This is a genomic window from Pseudomonas sp. Os17, from assembly GCF_001547895.1.
Lineage (GTDB): Bacteria > Pseudomonadota > Gammaproteobacteria > Pseudomonadales > Pseudomonadaceae > Aquipseudomonas.
Genome location: NZ_AP014627.1, coordinates 2,852,454 through 2,869,483, shown reverse-complemented (window position 1 = coordinate 2,869,483; position 17,030 = coordinate 2,852,454). Strand labels below are relative to the sequence as shown.

General features: G+C 66.4%; 16 protein-coding genes and 1 pseudogene. 7 read left to right on the top strand and 10 right to left on the bottom strand.

The genetic code is table 11. The features are described 5' to 3' along the window. The 9 genes from POS17_RS13005 to POS17_RS12965 all read right to left on the bottom strand — a co-directional run bounded on the left by POS17_RS13005 (position 1) and on the right by POS17_RS12965 (position 9,238). Complete coding sequence (locus POS17_RS13005; RefSeq protein ID WP_060838925.1) at positions 1–1,335, bottom strand: ABC transporter substrate-binding protein; 1,335 nt, start codon at positions 1,333–1,335, stop codon at positions 1–3. Positions 1,336–1,363: 28 nt separating this feature from the next. Beyond that, a complete protein-coding gene (locus POS17_RS13000; protein WP_060841929.1) occupies positions 1,364–2,413 on the bottom strand; it encodes a branched-chain amino acid ABC transporter permease in 1,050 nt (349 codons plus the stop codon). Between the two features lie 4 nt (positions 2,414–2,417). Continuing rightward, positions 2,418–3,299, bottom strand: coding sequence for a branched-chain amino acid ABC transporter permease (locus POS17_RS12995; protein ID WP_060838924.1), 882 nt, complete (start codon positions 3,297–3,299; stop codon positions 2,418–2,420). Next, the gene (locus tag POS17_RS12990) at positions 3,299–4,075 is read right to left on the bottom strand and encodes an ABC transporter ATP-binding protein (protein ID WP_060838923.1); all 777 of its coding nucleotides are present in this window, start codon (positions 4,073–4,075) and stop codon (positions 3,299–3,301) included. Before POS17_RS12990 ends, POS17_RS12995 begins: the two co-directional genes overlap by 1 nt. Further along, positions 4,072–5,061 (bottom strand): AMP-binding protein, encoded by a 990-nt coding sequence (locus POS17_RS12985; RefSeq protein ID WP_060838922.1) that lies wholly within the window; start codon positions 5,059–5,061, stop codon positions 4,072–4,074. The genes POS17_RS12990 and POS17_RS12985 overlap by 4 nt, the downstream gene beginning before the upstream one ends. Positions 5,062–5,390: 329 nt before the next feature. After that, the gene (locus POS17_RS12980; protein ID WP_060838921.1) at positions 5,391–6,794 is read right to left on the bottom strand and encodes an LLM class flavin-dependent oxidoreductase; all 1,404 of its coding nucleotides are present in this window, start codon (positions 6,792–6,794) and stop codon (positions 5,391–5,393) included. Continuing rightward, on the bottom strand, positions 6,794–7,258 hold the full coding sequence (locus POS17_RS12975; RefSeq protein ID WP_060838920.1) for an acyl-CoA dehydrogenase: 465 nt from the start codon (positions 7,256–7,258) through the stop codon (positions 6,794–6,796). Before POS17_RS12975 ends, POS17_RS12980 begins: the two co-directional genes overlap by 1 nt. Before the next feature lie 12 nt (positions 7,259–7,270). Continuing rightward, positions 7,271–8,473 (bottom strand): SfnB family sulfur acquisition oxidoreductase, encoded by a 1,203-nt coding sequence (locus tag POS17_RS12970; protein WP_060838919.1) that lies wholly within the window; start codon positions 8,471–8,473, stop codon positions 7,271–7,273. Between the two features lie 201 nt (positions 8,474–8,674). After that, positions 8,675–9,238 carry a helix-turn-helix domain-containing protein gene (locus POS17_RS12965; RefSeq protein WP_060838918.1) on the bottom strand — a complete coding sequence of 188 codons (564 nt, stop codon included), beginning with the start codon at positions 9,236–9,238 and terminating at the stop codon, positions 8,675–8,677. Here POS17_RS12965 and POS17_RS12960 point away from each other — a divergent pair. Beyond that, positions 9,233–10,247 (top strand): annotated as a pseudogene (locus POS17_RS12960) (DMT family transporter). The gene POS17_RS12965 and the pseudogene POS17_RS12960 sit on opposite strands and share 6 nt — an antisense overlap. Positions 10,248–10,392: 145 nt before the next feature. Here the strand turns inward: POS17_RS12960 and POS17_RS12955 are convergent. Continuing rightward, positions 10,393–10,734: a hypothetical protein gene (locus tag POS17_RS12955; RefSeq protein WP_060838916.1), complete on the bottom strand. Its 342-nt coding sequence runs from the start codon at positions 10,732–10,734 to the stop codon at positions 10,393–10,395. Positions 10,735–10,957: 223 nt separating this feature from the next. Between POS17_RS12955 and POS17_RS12950 the strand changes: the two genes are divergently transcribed. The 6 genes from POS17_RS12950 to POS17_RS12925 are packed head-to-tail and all read left to right on the top strand — an operon-like array spanning position 10,958 to position 17,027. Further along, positions 10,958–13,876: a monovalent cation/H+ antiporter subunit A gene (locus POS17_RS12950; protein WP_060838915.1), complete on the top strand. Its 2,919-nt coding sequence runs from the start codon at positions 10,958–10,960 to the stop codon at positions 13,874–13,876. Further along, positions 13,876–14,220, top strand: coding sequence for a Na+/H+ antiporter subunit C (locus tag POS17_RS12945; protein WP_011060906.1), 345 nt, complete (start codon positions 13,876–13,878; stop codon positions 14,218–14,220). The genes POS17_RS12950 and POS17_RS12945 overlap by 1 nt, the downstream gene beginning before the upstream one ends. Then, a complete protein-coding gene (locus tag POS17_RS12940) occupies positions 14,217–15,902 on the top strand; it encodes a monovalent cation/H+ antiporter subunit D (RefSeq protein ID WP_060838914.1) in 1,686 nt (561 codons plus the stop codon). Before POS17_RS12945 ends, POS17_RS12940 begins: the two co-directional genes overlap by 4 nt. After that, positions 15,899–16,387, top strand: coding sequence for a Na+/H+ antiporter subunit E (locus POS17_RS12935; RefSeq protein ID WP_060838913.1), 489 nt, complete (start codon positions 15,899–15,901; stop codon positions 16,385–16,387). The genes POS17_RS12940 and POS17_RS12935 overlap by 4 nt, the downstream gene beginning before the upstream one ends. Continuing rightward, entirely contained in the window at positions 16,384–16,662 is a 279-nt protein-coding gene (locus tag POS17_RS12930; protein WP_016962858.1) for a K+/H+ antiporter subunit F, read from the top strand. Before POS17_RS12935 ends, POS17_RS12930 begins: the two co-directional genes overlap by 4 nt. Then, on the top strand, positions 16,659–17,027 hold the full coding sequence (locus POS17_RS12925) for a Na+/H+ antiporter subunit G (protein WP_060838912.1): 369 nt from the start codon (positions 16,659–16,661) through the stop codon (positions 17,025–17,027). Before POS17_RS12930 ends, POS17_RS12925 begins: the two co-directional genes overlap by 4 nt. Positions 17,028–17,030 lie beyond the last annotated feature (3 nt).

The window sequence follows — 17,030 nt, the reverse complement described above, 5'->3', positions numbered from 1 at the left end:
TCAGTCATCCCCGTTGCAGGTGCGTGGCGTCAGTTGCTTTTCCTTGGCGAAGGCCGCGGCCTTCTCGTCGATCAGCGGCCGCAGCAGCGCGCGGTCGGCGGCGATCCAGTCGCTGATCAGGGTCCAGTTGGCCCCGTCCCATTGCTGCACCCGGGCCGCGCCGCCGCCTTCGTGATCGCGGCACGACAGCTTGAGGTTCTGCATCAGCCCCAGGTAACCCATGTCCTTGAGCCGGGCGTTGTCGATGTTCAGGTGCTCCAGGCCCCAGCGCCCTTCTTCGCCGTTGAGCGGGCGTTTGCCGAACTTGCCCTGGGCGGTGCGGATCGCCTCCACCGCCACCGCGGCGTTCACCAGCCCGGAGTTGTAGTACACGCTGCCGAAGTTCTTCAGGTCCTTGAGGTCGCTCTTGCCGGTATCGAGGATGTACTGCTTCAGGCGCTTGTGGATCTCGAAGTCGCTGCCCGCCGGGTAGGGTGTCAGCGCCAGGTAGCCCTTGGCGGCGACCCCGGCCGGCAGCACGTCCTCGCTGGAACTGGCCCAGATGTCGCCGATGATGTGATCCACCGGGAAGCCGAAGCGCGCCGCGGTCTTGACCGCCACCGGGGTCGACACGCCCCAGGTGCGCAGGAACACCCAGTCCGGGTTCTGCTGGCGGATCTGCCGCCATTGCGCCGATTGCTCGTTGCCCGGGTCGGCCACCGGGATCTGGATGTTCTCGAAGCCGTATTTTTCCGCCAGCAGCTTGAGCGGCCCGAGGGTTTCCCGGCCATAGGCGGAGTCGTGATAGACCGTGGCGATCTTCTTGCCCTTGAGCTTGTCGAACCCACCCTCGCGCTGGGCGATGTAGTTCACCAGGGTCGAGGCCTCGCTGTAGAAGGTCAGCATCACCGGGAAGTTGTAGGGGAACACCGTGCCATCGGTGGCTTCGGTACGCCCGTAGCCCAGGGTAATGAGCGGGATCTTGTCCACCTCGGCTCGCTCGCTCAGGGCATAGGCCGCCGGCGCTCCGTTGGGCTGATAGACCGCCACCGGCGCGCCGTCCAGGCCCTTCTTGAAGCGCTCGTAGCACTCGATGCCCTTCTCCGCGGTCCATTCGGTCTCGCATTCCTGCCACACCAGCTTGACCCCGTTGATCCCGCCTTCCACCTGATTGATGTAGTTCAGGTAGTCGATCATCCCGGCCCACACCTGCACCCCGCTGGAGGCATAGGCCCCGACCCGGTAGGTGGCCAGGGGGAAGAACTGCTGGTCCGGCGCGGCCTGGGCCTGCGGGGTCAGCGCCGCGGACAGCAGCAAGGCCGCACTGGCCAGGGAAGCTTTCAAGGATGCACGCATGTTGTCTCTCTAGGTCTTGAGTGGAATTTCAGAAACGCAGCGGCCAGTGCCGCAGGCGCTCGCGCAGGTTGCTCAGCAGGCGGATCAGGCCCTCGGGCTCCTTGATCAGGAACAGGATGATCAGCACGCCAAAGATGATTTTCTGCAGGTTCTGCAATTGCCCGGCGTCCACCGCCCCGCCCAGCAGCCACTGCCCGGCGTGGCTGAGGAAGATCGGCAGCAGGCTGATGAAGGCCGCGCCGACGAAGTTGCCGGCCACGCTGCCCATGCCGCCGATAATGATGATGAAGAGGATCTGGAACGAACGATTGATATCGAAGCTGCTGGCGCTGGCGGTGCCCAGGTAGGCGAAGGCCCACAGCGCCCCGGCGATGCCCAGGTAGAACGAGCTGACGGCAAAGGCCTGGCGCTTGTAGCGGGCCACCGGGATGCCGATCACCGCGGCCGCGGTGTCCATGTCGCGGATCGCCATCCAGTTGCGCCCGACCTGGCTTTGCACCAGGTTCTGCGCCACCCGGGTCAGCAGCAGGACCACCACCAGGGTCAACAGGTAGCGCCCGGTCGGGGTATTGAGGTCATGCCCCCACAGGCTCAACTGCGGCGCCGAGATGGTGCCCGAGGAGCCGTAGTTGTAAAACCAGGGAAACTTGACGAACAGCCACTCCAGGAAGAACTGCGCCGCCAGGGTGGTGACCATCAGGTAGAAGCCCTTGATCCGCGAGCTGGGCAGGCCGAACAGCCAGCCCACCAGGGCACTGATCAGGCCCCCGCCGAGCAGCGCCACGGGCAGCCCCAGCTCTGGCAGGCGCAGCACGAAGCCGTAGGTGGCAAAGGCTCCGACCGCCATGAAGCCGGCGGCGCCCACCGAGGTCTGGCCGGTGTAGCCGGTCAGCAGGTTGAGCCCGAGCCCGGCCAGGGACAGCACCAGGAAGGGAATCAGGATCGCGTTGAGCCAATAGTCGTTGGCAACCAGGGGCACCACGCCGCAGGTCAACAGCAACAGGCCGCTCAGGCCCAGGGGCAGACGGCGCTGGACCAGCAGCAGCGGCGCGGTTTGCCGGGTCAGGGGGATGGACATCAATTCACACTCGCTCGATGGCCCGCTCGCCGAACAGGCCGGCGGGACGGATGTAGAGGAAGGCCAGGGCCAGGACATAGGCGAACCAGGGGGTGATGCCGCCGCCGATCAGCGGGCCGATATAGACCTCCGCCAGGTTCTCGGCGGCACCGACAATCAGGCCCCCGGCAATCGCCCCGCCGATGGAGGTGAAGCCGCCGATGATCAGCACCGGCAGCGCCTTGAGCACCACCAGCGACAGCGAGAACTGCACCCCCTGGCGCGCGCCCCAGAGCAGCCCGGCCACCAGCCCCACGACCCCGGCCACGGCCCAGACGATCTGCCAGATGCGGTTGAGGTTGATGCCGATGGACAGCGCCGCCGTGGTGTCGTCGGCCACCGCCCGCAGGGAGATGCCGATGCGGGTCTTGTTGAACAGCAGTGCCAGCACCGTCACCAGCACCAGGGCGGCCGCGGCGGCGATCAGGTCGAACTGGCTGACCATCAACGGCCCGAGGAACAGCGGCACGTCGTCGATGCCCAGGTCCAGGGCGCGCACCTGGGAGCCCATCAGTCCCTGGGCCAGGCCCTCGATGATGAACGACAGGCCCAGGGTGGCCATGAACAGGGTGATCTGCGAGCGATTGACCAGGGGCCGCAGCACCAGGCGCTCGATCAGCCAGGCACCGATGATCATCACCAGCACCGTCAGCAGCAGCGCCAGGGCGAAGGGCACGCCCTGGTCGTGCAGGCTGACGAAGGTCAGGGCGGCGAACAGCAGCATCGCGCCCTGGGCGAAATTGAACACGCCGCTGGCCTTGTAGATCAGCACGAAGCCGATGGCCACCAGGGAGTACAGGGTCCCGGCCAGCAGGCCGCCGAGCAGGGTTTCGAGGAAGAAGTTCATCAGTGCACCACCCCCAGGTAGGCGGCGATCACGTCGGGATTGGCCTGGACTTCGGCCGGTGTGCCATCGCCCACCTTGCGCCCGTAGTCCAGGACCACCACGTGGTGGCACAGCTCCATGACCACCCCCATGTCGTGCTCGATCAACACCACGGTAGTGCCCAGGTCACGATTGATGTCAGCGATGAAGCCGGCCATTTCCTGCTTTTCCTCGGCGTTCATGCCCGCCAGGGGTTCGTCCAGCAACAGCAGGCTGGGCCCGGCGATCAGCGCCCGCCCCAGCTCCACGCGCTTTTGCAGGCCGTAGGACAGGTTGCCCACCGGGACATCCCGCAGTGCCTGCAAATCGAGAAACTGCAGGATGCCCTGGGCCAGTTGGCGGAAGGTCGCGGCCTCGCGCCGGGCCCGGGGCAAGCCCAGGGCCTGCTCGATCAGGTAGGTGCGCGAATGCCGCGACAGGCCGGTGAGCAGGTTGTCGATCACGCTCATCTTCTTGAACAGCGCATTGTTCTGGAACGTCCGGCCAATGCCACGGCGAGCGGCGCTCAGCGGGTCGATGCGCGAATAGCTCTGGCGGTCGAAGACAATCGCCCCGCTGTCGAAGCGATAGACCCCGTTGAGCAGGTTGAGCAATGAGCTCTTGCCGGCGCCGTTGGGTCCGATCAGGCCGCAGATTTCGCCACGGCGCACGTCGAACGACAGCTGGTTGATGGCCTTGACCCCCTTGAACGACAGGGACACGGCGCGCACTTGCAGGATGGGTTCGCTGGGGCTCATGCAATGTTCCGTTTGAATTCGGCGATCCAGGCCGGGGTTGAGGGGTGAGCATGCGACGGCGCCGGCTGCCAGATGAACTGCAGGCGGGCAAAGCCCAGCAACCGGCGCACCCGTTGCTTGAGCAGCCGGGGCAGTGGCCGGCGAGGATGGGCGATGACCCACTCGCACAGGCGCCGGCGCCAGCTGCCGGGAGGCGCCAGGCGGCTTTCGATTTCGTCCGCCAGCTGCTGCAGGCGCGGCGGCGACAGCAGCAGGCCGCTGGGCGCCACGTCGCGGCGGTCGCGACTGGCGGATGCCGCGGTTTCGGGGAAGGCCAGGCTGTGGCCGCTGTTCAGCCAGTGCTCCAGCAACACCTGCAGACCCGCCGCCCATTGCGTGCCCTCTTCGCTCCACAGCTGCTCGGCAGTGGCCGGATGGCGCCAATAGAGCTGGCGCTGGGGCGCTTCGCTGGGGCCGAGCAAGTCGGCAAAGCACAGCAGCGGCTGGCGCACCCCGGCGGGCAGGCGCGGCAAGGCTTGCCCGGCGATCAAAAGCCCCGGGGCCGGGCCCTGGTCCCCGGCGGCCACCCAGGCCAGGACCTGGCGCCGCGAGTGGACGAAGGCGTGGCTCGGCTGCAGGCGCCAAAGCGCCTGGCGCAGGGCCTCGGGCGCCAGCTCCGGGTCGAGGCTGAGCACCTCGGCGCCCAGGCTCCGGGCAGCCAGGGCCAGCAGCAACAGGTCCGGCTCGAACGGCCCGCTCAGGGCCAGCCGGGACTGCGAGTCGAGGCCTTGCTGGCGCAGGCCGTCGGCCAGACGCTCGACATCGCGCAGGGCATCGATCCAGCGCCAGGCGTACCAATGGCCGTGGCGCTTGTGGCGCAGGGCATTGTCCAACGGCCGGGCCTGGGCCCAGTGCCGCAACTGTTCCAGGGCACCGCTCAACTGCAAGCGGTCCTCGGGGGCTGACGCATCCGTGGTGGGCGGACGCTTGAGTTCATGCACGCTCATGAATTGACCTCGACAACTTGGCAAACGCGTGCGGTGGTCCGCTGGCTGGAAATAAACGGGGCTGGCCCTGGGACGCAGGTCGTGCGGGCCTCTTCGCTGGCAAGCCAGCTCCTACCGGAATTGGGCGGCTCCCTGGTAGGAGCCGGCTTGCCGGCGAAGGCGTTGCTGAATCCGACGCCTGTCTTGCGGGCCCTTTCGCTGGCAAGCCAGCTCCTACCGGAATTGGACGGCTCCCTGGTAGGAGCCGGCTTGCCGGCGAAGGCGTTGCTGAATCCGACGCCTGTCTTGCGGGCCCTTTCGCTGGCGAGCCAGCTCCTACAGGGGTTGGGTCAGGCGCGGGCGCGTTGCGCGGGTGTTTGGCGTTGCTCGCCCAGGTTGCGCCAGGCGTTGCCCGGGTGGCTTTCGGGCAGGCGCGGGCCGGCGCCGAAGAGTTTTTCCCGCAGGGTGCCGGGGGCGTATTCGGTCTTGTACACCCCGCGTTTCTGCAGCTCCGGGACCAGCAGATCAACCGCGTCGATAAAGGTTTCGTGGGTCAGGGCGTAGGCCAGGTTGAAGCCGTCGACATCCGTCTCCTCGACCCACTCCTGGAGCAGGTCGGCCACGGTTTCCGGGCTGCCGACGAACAACGGGCCAAAGCCGCCGATGCCGACCCAGTCGGCCAGTTCGTGGGGGGTCCAGACCTTGTTCGGGTCCGCCGTGGAGAAGGCTTCCACCGCCGACTGGATGGCGTTGGTGTGCACGTGCTTGAGGGGCTCGTCAGGCTTGAAGCGACTGAAGTCGATACCGGTCCAGCCGGAAATCAGCGCCATGGCGCCCTCGTAGCTGACCCAGGACTTGTATTCCTCAAACTTGGCCTTGGCCAGGGCGTCGGTCTCGCCGAGGATCACCGTCTGCAGGTTGAAGATCAGGATCTTCGACGGGTCGCGCCCGGCCTCGGCCGCGCGGCGGCGGATGTCGGCCACGGTCTTTTTCAGCAGCACCTTGGACGGCGCGGCGACGAACACGCATTCGGCGTGCTCGGCGGCGAACTGCTTGCCGCGGCTGGACGCCCCGGCCTGGTAGAGCACCGGGGTGCGCTGCGGCGACGGCTCGCACAGGTGGATGCCCGGCACCTGGAAGTGTTTGCCGACGTGGCGGATCTCGTGGATCTTGCTCGGGTCGCTGAAGATCCGCCGCTCGCGGTCACGCAGCACCGCCCCCTCCTCCCAACTGCCTTCCCAGAGCTTGTAGCAGACCTCCAGGTATTCCTCGGCGTAGTCGTAGCGCGCATCGTGTTCGGTCTGGGCCTGCTGACCGATGTTCTTCGCCCCGCTCTCCAGGTAGGAGGTGACGATGTTCCAGCCGGCACGGCCTTTCGTCAGGTGATCGAGGGTCGAAAGGCGCCGGGCAAAGGGGTACGGATGCTCGAACGACAGCGAGGCGGTGAGGCCGAAGCCCAGGTGTTCGGTGACCAGGGCCATGGGCGGGATCAGTTGCAGCGGATCATTGACCGGCACCTGGGCCGCCTGGCGGATCGCCGCCTCGCCATTGCCGTTGTAGACGTCGTAGATGCCCAGCACATCGGCGATGAACAGCCCGTCGAACTTGCCCTTTTCGAGGATCCTGGCCAGGTCGGTCCAGTACTCCAGGTCCTTGTACTGCCAGGAGCGGTCCCGGGGGTGGGCCCAGAGTCCCGGCGACTGGTGTCCGACGCAGTTCATGTCGAAGGCATTGAGGCGGATTTCACGGGACATCACACAGCACTCCTGAAACCTTGAGGTAGCACGCCGTTGAGGCGGTAGTTGCCGACCAATTGATACTTCCAGCGCAACGGGTCATGCAGGGCCGGGGGCTGGGGGCTGCGCTGGCCGGTGAGTTCGAACTCGGCGTTGCTCGCCGCCAGCAGGGCTTCGCCGGCGGCAATCGCCGCCTCGGCCAAGGCGACGGTGACTTCGGCCGGTTCCTGGCCTTGTTGCAGGCGCTGCCGGGCCCGCTCGTGCAGGGCAGCGGCCACCTCGATGCGGATCTGCAGGTCGCCGAAGCGGCTGATGACATAGGGGTCGTCACTGGCCTTGCTCAGGCCGCTGCCGGACCAGGGCCGGGCTTGCTGGCGAACGAATTCCAGGGTCCGCTGCAACAGGTCGCGGGCCCGTTGCAGCTGCTCGCCGCTGGCGGCCAGGGCAGCCTGGGGGCTGTCGGGTTGGGTCAATGCGTTCATGGCGGTGTCCTTTCAGTTCCAGGCGTGACGGGGCGGCTTGACGCCGTTGAGCAGGAAGTTGCCGATCAGGTGGTATTTCCAGCGCGCCGGATCGTGCAGGGTGTGGGTGCGGGCGTTGCGCCAGTGGCGGTCGAGGTTGTACTTGGCCGACACCGAGCGGGTGCCGGCCAGCTCGAACAGTTTGCTGGCGGCGAGCAAGGCGTTTTCCGCCGACAGCACCTTGGCCTGGGCCACCACCAGGGAGGCCTGGGCGACGCTGTCTTCGCTGGGGCTGGCCAGGGCCTGATCAACCGCCTCGGCGGCCTTGACCAGGATCGCCTCGGTGCCGTGCACCCGCCATTCCAGGTCGCCGATGGCGGCGATGGTGAACGGGTCCTGCCAGCCGTGATCCAGGCCGCTGTCGATCCACGGCCGCGATTGCCGGGCGTAATGCTTGGCGTCTTCCAGGGCGGCGACGGCGATGCCGGTGTCCACCGCGGCCTGGATGATCTGCGAGATCGGGCCGTCGGCGGTGGGTTGGTCGAAGGCCCGGTGGGCCGGGATCACCGCGCTGCGCGGCACCTGCACCGCCTTGAGGCTGACCCCGCCGCTGGCGGTGGTGCGCTGGCCGAAGCCGTCCCAGCTGTCGATCACCGTGAGGCCGGGGTTGTCGCGCTCGATAAAGGCAATGTGCGCCTGGTTGTGCTCGTCCACCGCCACCGTCGGCACGATGTGGGCGAACAAGGCGCCGGTGCAGTAGAACTTCTCGCCGTCGATCTGCGCCTGCTCGCCGCTGAAGCGGATCCGGGTTTCAAAAGCGCCGACATGCTTGCTGCCGGCTTCGGAAAAGGCATTGCCGAAACGGTAGCCCTGCAACACCTTGGCGAAGTAGTGCTGCTTCTGCTCTTCGCTGGCGGTCTGCAACAGGATGTCCACCACCCCGAGGTGGTTCTGCGGCAGCTGGCCCAGGGACGGATCGGCGGCGGAGATGATCTTGATCACTTCGGTCAAGGTCACATAGGACACCCCGGCGCCGCCGTAGGCCCGGGGAATGGTGATGCCCCACAGGCCGCTGGCGGAGAACTGGTCCAGCTCGGCCCGCGGCAGGCGCCGTTCGCGGTCGCGCACCGCGGCCTCCACGGCAAAGCGCTGGGCCAGGTCCCGGGCGACACTGATGGCCTCGGCATCGCTGCGGATCAGGTGGGCATTGGGTAAGGGTTGGGCTGGGGCTGTCATGGGCCGACTCCACGTCCTGAAGATCAAGATGAACACCGCTCGGGCGCTCGCTATCAGGACAATTGCAGGAGTCGTGCCTAAATATAAAAACCTTTTATTTCAATGACTTGATGACACTTCCAAAGAAAAGGCATCAACTGAAAACAGGCAAAATGTCCAACCGCTGTTGGCTGGCCAACAGTGGCCGGCACGCCAGGGCGATCAGTACACCACGTTGCGCACGAAGCGCGTGGCCAGGGGGCCGTCGTTGCGATAGCCGTGGGGCACGTGACTGGCGAACATGAAGAAATCACCGCTTTCCAGGCGCCGCTCGGCGTCGCCGAAGAACAGCGTCAGGCAGCCCTGGAAGACATAGATCTGCTCGCTCCAGCCGACGGTGTCGCACTCGGAGTGATAGACCTCGCCGGGCTCCAGTTGCCACTCCCAGAGTTCCACTTCACGGCTGGCCTCGGCCTTGGCCAGGAACAGCGCCTTGCTCCCGGGGATGACGCCGGCCCAGGCCAGCTCGTTGATGCGGCTCGGGTCCCGGGAATCCGGGGCCTGGATCAGGTCGCTGAACGCCACGTTCAAGGCCTCGGCGACCCGGTCCAGGGTGCCGAGACTGACGTTCTTCTCCCCGGCCTCGATGGCCACCAGCATCCGCCGGCTGACGGCGGATTTTTCTGCCAGGGCGCTCTGGCTCAGGCCTGCGGCATGGCGCAGGCGTCGCACGTTGAGGCTGACATGTTGCAGGACCGAAGCCCGTTGGACGTTATCTTTGTGCACTATATTGCTCGCTCTCCGGGCCTGCGCAGTATACTGCCCAGCTTCCGGCGCATTGTGCGTCCCCCCTCAGGTAGCACGCAAGGCCATGACTTCAACGCCCTCCCGCGCAATGCGCTTCCCACTCAGCAGGGCCGAAGCGGTGCTGGTGCTGATCACCATGATCTGGGGCGGCACCTTCCTGCTGGTGCAGCACGCCATGAGCGTCAGCGGACCGATGTTTTTCGTCGGCCTGCGCTTCGCCGCGGCGGCGTGCATCGTCGCCCTGTTTTCACTGCGCCACCTGCGCGGGCTGACCCTATTCGAACTGCGCGCCGGGACCTTCATCGGCACCGCCATCATGCTCGGCTACGGCCTACAGACGGTGGGCCTGCAAAGCATTCCCAGCAGCCAGTCAGCATTTATCACGGCCCTGTATGTGCCCTTCGTGCCGCTGCTGCAGTGGCTGTTCATGGGCAAGCGCCCGGGGTTGCTGCCGAGCCTGGGCATCATGCTGGCCTTTACCGGCCTGATGCTGCTGTCCGGCCCCAATGGCGCGTCGCTGGACTTCAGCCCCGGGGAGATCGCCACCCTGATCAGCACCGTGGCGATTGCCGCGGAAATCATCCTAATCAGCAGCTTCGCCGGGCGGGTGGATGTGCGCCGGGTGACGGTGGTGCAACTGGCGGTCACCTCGCTGCTGGCCTTTGCCATGGTGCTGCCGACCGGCGAGGCGCTGCCGGAGTTTTCCTGGCTGCTGCTGGCCAGCGCCCTGGGGCTGGGGGCGGCCAGCGCGGCGATCCAGGTGGCGATGAACTGGGCACAGAAAAGCGTCTCGCCGACCCGCGCCACCCTGATCTATGCCGGTGAGCCGGTGTGGGCCGGGATTGTCGGGCGGATCGCCGGGGAACGTTTGCCGGGGCTGGCGCTGCTGGGGGGCGCCTTGATCGTGCTGGCGGTGATCATCAGCGAATGGAAGCCCAAGGGCCGGGCCACGCCGGCATTGACCGACCAGACAGCGGACGGTGTGTAGGAGACGGCTTGCCGGCGAAAACGGTCTTGCGGGCCTCTTCGCTGGCAAGCCAGCGCCTACGATTGGCAGGGATATCGCAGGGACATGTAGGAGCCGGCTGCCGGCGAAAGCGATCCGGCAGGTTCCCTCGCTGGCAAGCCAGCGCCTAGAACACGGGGTCGCCGGGGGCGTAGAGCCAGGTCGGGGCGGTCAGCGAACCCCGGTGCTTGGGCTCAAGCCGTACCGGGTCATGCTCGGGCGTACCGTGGAAGTAGAAATAGGCGTGGTAGAGCGCATGACCCTCGGCCAGCGCGCGGTCGAAGTAAAGCACCGTGCCCGGCGGCAGCCGGTAGCTGGACTCATCGCCCAACGGCCCTTCGATGATCAGCGCCTGGCGGGTCTGGAGCATGTCGGGACGCTGGAGGTAATGCTCCAGGCCAATGCCCAGCGCCGCACCGAAGGCGGTGAACAGTAAAGCGAAACATCCGCGTCGAATCATCCGACCCATGGTCGTTCCTTGTATGAGGTGCACCGTTATCCATCCTTGCTGCAGGTTGACCTGGGCAGGGCGTTGGCCTTGCAGCACCCGGTGAGCGGGCGCATCCGGCATTTGTCTCCTACCTTTGAAAGCGCATGTAACATTTCTTAGGGGGGCCGAGCCGCCCATGGCGGTTGGTGATCGGGGGCCTGGCACGTATTATGCGTCATACTTTTCCGCAGATTAGAAGCCTATGTCCCTGATAGTTCTACTGCTTCTGCCATTCATTGGCAGCTGTCTGGCGGCCCTGCTGCCGCACAACGCACGTAACACGGAATCTCTGCTGGCTGGCCTGGTGGCACTCATTGGCACCATCCAGGTGGCGTTGCTGTACCCGCAGATCGCCGACGGCGGGATTATCCGTGAGGAATATACCTGGCTGCCAAGCCTGGGCCTGAACTTCGTGCTGCGCCTGGACGGCTTCGCCTGGCTGTTCTCGTTGCTGGTGCTGGGCATCGGCAGCCTGGTGGCGCTGTATGCGCGCTACTACATGTCGCCGGAAGATCCGGTGCCGCGCTTCTTCGCCTTCTTCCTGGCGTTCATGGGGGCCATGCTGGGCCTGGTGATCTCCGGCAACCTGATCCAGATGGTGTTCTTCTGGGAGCTCACCAGCCTGTTCTCGTTCCTGCTGATCGGCTACTGGCACCACCGCTCCGACGCCCGCCGCGGCGCCTACATGGCCTTGATGGTCACCGGTGCCGGGGGCTTGTGCCTGCTGGCGGGGGTCATGCTGCTCGGCCATGTGGTCGGCAGCTACGACCTGGATCAGGTGCTAGCTGCCGGAGACAAGATCCGCGCCCACGCGCTCTACCCGATCCTGTTGCCATTGATCCTGCTGGGCGCCCTGAGCAAGAGCGCGCAGTTTCCCTTCCACTTCTGGCTGCCCCACGCCATGGCGGCGCCAACACCGGTTTCGGCCTACCTGCACTCGGCGACCATGGTCAAGGCCGGGGTGTTTCTCCTGGCCCGCCTGTGGCCGTCGTTGTCCGGCACCGAAGAATGGTTCTACATCGTCAGCGGCGCCGGGGCCTGCACCCTGGTGCTGGGCGCCTACTGCGCGATGTTCCAGAACGACCTCAAGGGCCTGCTGGCCTACTCCACCATCAGCCACCTGGGGCTGATCACCCTGCTGCTGGGCCTCAACAGCCCCCTGGCGGCGGTGGCCGCGGTGTTCCACATTCTCAACCACGCCACCTTCAAGGCGTCCTTGTTCATGGCCGCCGGGATCATCGACCACGAGAGCGGCAGCCGCGATATCCGCAAGCTCAACGGCCTGATCAAGCTGATGCCCTACACCGCGACCCTGGCCATGGTGGCCAGCGCCTCCATGGCCGGGGTGCCGCTGCTCAACGGCTTCCTGTCCAAGGAGATGTTCTTCGCCGAGACGGTGTTCATCAATTCCAGCGCCTGGGTGGAAATCGCCCTGCCGGTGATCGCCACCATCGCCGGCACCTTCAGCGTCGCCTACGCCCTGCGCTTTACCGTGGACGTGTTCTTCGGCGAGCCGGCCACCGACCTGCCGCACACGCCCCATGAGCCGCCCCGCTGGATGCGCGCACCGGTGGAGCTGCTGGTGTTCACCTGCCTGCTGGTGGGCATGTTCCCGGCGCAGATCATCGGGCCGCTGCTGGCCGCTGCCGCGCGGCCGGTGGTGGGCGGCACCCTGCCCGAGTACAGCCTGGCCATCTGGCACGGCCTCAATGCGCCGATGATCATGAGCCTGATCGCCATGTCCTGCGGCATCGTGCTCTACCTGTTGCTGCACAAGCCGCTGGTGGCGGGGCGTTTCCCCTACCCGCCGGTGGTGGGCCGTCTCAACGGCAAGCTGTTGTTCGAACGCAGCCTGGTGGGCATGACCCGCCTGGCCCGGCGTCTGGAGCGGCGGCTGAGCACCAAGCGCCTGCAGACCCAGCTGTTCCTGCTGATTCTGGCGGCGGTGATCACCGGTATGATTCCCATGCTCTACAGCCAGCTGACCTGGGGCGACCGGCCGAAGATCCCCGGCTCCATCGTCTTCGTGACCTTCTGGCTGCTGGCCATCGCCTGTGCCCTGGGCGCCGCCTGGCAGGCCAAGTATCACCGTCTCGCGGCCCTGACCATGGTCAGCGTCTGCGGGCTGATGACCTGCGTGACCTTCGTCTGGTTCTCGGCGCCGGACCTGGCCCTGACCCAGCTGGTGGTGGAAGTGGTGACCACGGTGCTGATCCTCCTTGGCCTGCGCTGGCTGCCGCGGCGGATCGAAGAAGTCTCGCCGCTGCCCAGCAGCCTGCCCAAGGCGCGCATCCGCCGCCTGCGCGACCTGAGCCTGTCGATCGCCGTCGGCCTGGGCATGGCGGTGCTGTCCTACGCCATGCTGACCCGCCCCACGCCCAACGATATTTCCTCGTTCTACCTCAGCCGCGCCCTGCCTGAAGGCGGCGGCACCAACGTGGTCAACGTGACCCTGGTGGACTTCCGCAGCTTCGACACCCTGGGCGAGATCACCGTGCTGGCAGCCGTGGCCCTGACCGTGTTCGCCCTGCTGCGTCGCTTCCGCCCGCCCAAGGAGAGCATGCAGTTGCCGGCGCAACAGCGCCTGCTGGCCCCGGACGTGGTCACCGATCTGGTCAACCCGCGCCAGGCCAGCGACACCGCCCTGGGCTTCATGATGGTGCCGGCGGTGCTGGTGCGCCTGCTGCTGCCGATCGCCCTGGTGGTGTCCTTCTACCTGTTCATGCGCGGGCACAACCTGCCGGGTGGCGGTTTCGTCGCCGGGCTGGTGATGTCGGTGGCCTTCATCCTCCAGTACATGGTGGCCGGCACCCAGTGGGTCGAGGCGCAGATGAGCCTGCGGCCGCTGCGCTGGATGGGCACCGGCCTGCTGTTCGCCCTGGCCACCGGCCTCGGCGCCCTGGCCTGGGGCTACCCGTTCCTCACCACCCACACGGTGCACGTGGACCTGCCGCTGTTCGGTGATATCCATGTCGCCAGCGCCCTGTTCTTCGACATTGGCGTGTACGCGGTGGTGCTGGGCGCGACCCTGCTGATCCTCACCGCCCTGGCGCACCAGTCGGTGCGGGCCCACAAGCCAGCCAGCCAGTCCAAATCCCTGATCAAGAGCGGAGCCGCCTGATGGAAGAAGTCATCGCAATCGCCATTGGGGTCCTCGCCGCTTCCGGAGTCTGGCTGGTCCTGCGCCCGCGGACCTTCCAGGTGGTGATGGGCCTGTGCCTGCTGTCCTACGCGGTCAACCTGTTCATCTTCAGCATGGGCAGCCTGTTCATCGGCAAGGAGCCGATCGTCAAGGACGGCGTGCCCCAGGACCTGCTGCACTACACCGACCCGCTGCCCCAGGCCCTGGTGCTCACCGCCATCGTCATCAGCTTCGCCATGACCGCGCTGTTTCTGGTGGTGCTCCTGGCGTCCCGGGGCCTGACCGGCACTGACCACGTCGACGGCCGGGAGCCCAAGGAATGAGTTCGTTGTCGCACCTGATCGTCGCCCCCATCCTCCTGCCGCTGCTGACCGCGGCCATCATGTTGCTGCTGGGGGAAAAACACCGTCCGCTCAAGGCCCGGATCAACCTGCTCTCCAGCCTGCTGGGCCTGGGCCTGGCCTGCTACCTGCTGTACTGGACCCAGGCCCAGGGCGCCACCGGTTCCTTCGGCGTGTACCTGCCCAGCAACTGGCAGGTGCCGTTCGGCATCGCCCTGGTGGTGGATCGCCTGTCGGCGCTGATGATGGTGCTCACCGGAATCATCGGGGTCAGCGCGCTGCTGTTCGCCATGGCCCGCTGGGACGGCGCCGGGGCCAGCTTTCATGCGTTGTTCCAGATCCAGCTGATGGGCCTGTACGGCGCCTTCCTCACCGCCGACCTGTTCAACCTGTTCGTGTTCTTCGAAGTGCTGCTGGCGGCCTCCTACGGCCTGATGCTGCACGGCTCGGGCCGGGCGCGGGTGTCCTCGGGGCTGCACTACATCACCATCAACCTGCTGGCCTCGTCGCTGTTCCTGATCGGCACGGCAATGATCTACGGGGTCACCGGGACCCTGAACATGGCCGACCTGGCGATGAAGATCCCGCTGGTGCCGGAAGCCGACCGCGGCCTGCTGCACGCCGGCACGGCGATCCTGGCCATCGCCTTCCTGGCCAAGGCCGGGATGTGGCCGCTGAACTTCTGGCTGGTGCCGGCCTATTCCTCGGCCAGCGCCCCGGTGGCGGCACTGTTCGCCATCATGACCAAGGTCGGGATCTACACCGTGCTGCGCCTGTGGACCCTGCTGTTTTCCGGGCAGGCCGGGGCCTCGGCCTACTTCGGCAACCAGTGGCTGATCTACGGCGGCATGGCGACGATCTTCTGCGCGGCCCTGGCGATTCTTCCGGCCCAGCGCCTGGAGCGCATGGCCAGCCTGAGCATCCTGGTGTCGGCGGGCATCCTGATCGCGGTGATCGGCTTCGCCCAGCCGGCCCTTACCGGCGCGGCGCTGTTCTACCTGTTCAGCTCGACCCTGGCGCTGTGCGCGCTGTTCCTCCTGGCGGAACTGATCGAGCGCTCGCGTTCGGCGGTGGAAGTGCCCCTGGAAGACGAAGGCGAAATCCTCCCGCGGCCCATGGAAGGCCTCCCCCCTCCCCGGGGCAGCAACCTCGACGACGAACAGCAAGTGGTGGTCGGCCAGGTGATCCCATGGACCATGGCCTTCCTCGGCCTGAGCTTCATTGCCTGCGCCCTGCTGATCATCGGCATGCCGCCGCTGTCGGGCTTTATCGGCAAGCTCAACCTGATCGCCGCCCTGCTCAACCCCACGGGTCTGGGAAGCAGCGACACGCCGATCCCGCTGGCGGGCTGGTGTTTCCTGGCGTTGCTGATCCTCTCCGGCCTGGCCTCGCTGATCGCCTTTGCGCGCCTGGGCATCCAGCGCTTCTGGAGCCCGGAGGAGCGACCTTCACCGGTGTTGCGGCGTCTGGAATGCGTGCCGATCGTGGCGTTGCTGGGGCTCTGCGTGCTGCTCAGCTTCAAGGCCGAGCCGCTGCTGCGCTTCACCCAGGCCACGGCCGACAGCCTCAATCATCCGGAGCACTATGTGATGGCGGTACTGGGCACCCGCACCGTGCTCAGCCCCGAGTCCAAGGCCGCGGCAGCGACGGAGGTGCAACCATGAAGCGCCTGTTCCCCGCTCCCTTCCTGTCCCTGGCGCTGTGGCTGCTGTGGCTGGTGCTGAACCTGTCCGTCAGCCCCGGCAATCTGCTGCTGGGGGCCATCCTGGGCTTTCTCGCGCCGCTGCTGATGCGCCCGCTGCGGCCGTTGCCGATCCGTATCCGCCGCCCCGGCACCATCCTGCGCCTGCTGCTGCGGGTTGGCTGCGACGTGGTGGTGTCGAACCTGATCGTGGCCTGGGGCGTGCTCAACGAAGGGCGCCGCCCGGTGCGTTCGGCCTTCGTCAAGATTCCCCTGGACCTGCGGGACGCCAATGGCCTGGCGGCGCTGTCCACCATTACCACGGTGGTGCCGGGCACGGTCTGGTCCGAGCTGTCGCTGGACCGCAGCATTCTCTTGCTGCACGTCTTCGATCTGCAGGATGAAGCGCAATTCATCCAGCACTTCAAGGTGACCTACGAGCGCCCGCTGATGGAGATTTTCGAATGAGCGTGCTGTTGACCAACGCGATCCTGCTGAGCCTGTTCCTGTTTTCCCTGGCCATGGTCCTGACCCTGGTGCGCCTGTTCAAGGGGCCCTCGGCCCAGGATCGGGTTCTGGCCCTGGACTACCTGTACATCCTGGCGATGCTGATGATGCTGGTGCTGGGCATCCGCTACGCCAGCGACACCTACTTCGAGGCGGCGCTGCTGATCGCCCTGTTCGGCTTTGTCGGCTCCTTCGCCCTGGCCAAATTCCTTCTGCGCGGCGAGGTGATCGAATGAACAGCCTGGAACAACTGCCCCTCTGGGTGGAAGTGCTGGTGGCCCTGTTGCTGGTGATCAGCAGCCTGTTCGCCCTGATCGGCGCCCTGGGCATCCTGCGCATGAAAAGCTACTTCCAGCGCATGCATCCACCGGCGCTGGCCTCGACCATGGGCTCCTGGACCGTGGCCCTGGCCTCGATCCTGTACTTTTCGGCGCTCAAGTCCGGGCCGGTGCTGCACGCCTGGCTGATCCCGATCCTGCTGGCGATCACGGTGCCGGTGACCACCCTGCTGCTGGCCCGGGCGGCGCTGTTCCGCAAGCGCATGGCCGGCGATGACGTACCGGCAGAGGTGAGCAGCAAACGCAACGAAAGCGGCAACTGAGCA

Coding starts and splice junctions, on each gene's coding strand:
- POS17_RS12985 (WP_060838922.1), bottom strand. CDS start 5,061: ATGAGCGTGCATGAACTCAAGCGTCCGCCCACCACGGATGCGTCAGCC.
- POS17_RS12955 (WP_060838916.1), bottom strand. CDS start 10,734: ATGGGTCGGATGATTCGACGCGGATGTTTCGCTTTACTGTTCACCGCC.
- POS17_RS13005 (WP_060838925.1), bottom strand. CDS start 1,335: ATGCGTGCATCCTTGAAAGCTTCCCTGGCCAGTGCGGCCTTGCTGCTG.
- POS17_RS12925 (WP_060838912.1), top strand. CDS start 16,659: ATGAACAGCCTGGAACAACTGCCCCTCTGGGTGGAAGTGCTGGTGGCC.
- POS17_RS12995 (WP_060838924.1), bottom strand. CDS start 3,299: ATGAACTTCTTCCTCGAAACCCTGCTCGGCGGCCTGCTGGCCGGGACC.
- POS17_RS12945 (WP_011060906.1), top strand. CDS start 13,876: ATGGAAGAAGTCATCGCAATCGCCATTGGGGTCCTCGCCGCTTCCGGA.
- POS17_RS12940 (WP_060838914.1), top strand. CDS start 14,217: ATGAGTTCGTTGTCGCACCTGATCGTCGCCCCCATCCTCCTGCCGCTG.
- POS17_RS12950 (WP_060838915.1), top strand. CDS start 10,958: ATGTCCCTGATAGTTCTACTGCTTCTGCCATTCATTGGCAGCTGTCTG.
- POS17_RS12980 (WP_060838921.1), bottom strand. CDS start 6,794: ATGTCCCGTGAAATCCGCCTCAATGCCTTCGACATGAACTGCGTCGGA.
- POS17_RS12975 (WP_060838920.1), bottom strand. CDS start 7,258: ATGAACGCATTGACCCAACCCGACAGCCCCCAGGCTGCCCTGGCCGCC.
- POS17_RS12970 (WP_060838919.1), bottom strand. CDS start 8,473: ATGACAGCCCCAGCCCAACCCTTACCCAATGCCCACCTGATCCGCAGC.
- POS17_RS13000 (WP_060841929.1), bottom strand. CDS start 2,413: ATGTCCATCCCCCTGACCCGGCAAACCGCGCCGCTGCTGCTGGTCCAG.
- POS17_RS12935 (WP_060838913.1), top strand. CDS start 15,899: ATGAAGCGCCTGTTCCCCGCTCCCTTCCTGTCCCTGGCGCTGTGGCTG.
- POS17_RS12990 (WP_060838923.1), bottom strand. CDS start 4,075: ATGAGCCCCAGCGAACCCATCCTGCAAGTGCGCGCCGTGTCCCTGTCG.
- POS17_RS12930 (WP_016962858.1), top strand. CDS start 16,384: ATGAGCGTGCTGTTGACCAACGCGATCCTGCTGAGCCTGTTCCTGTTT.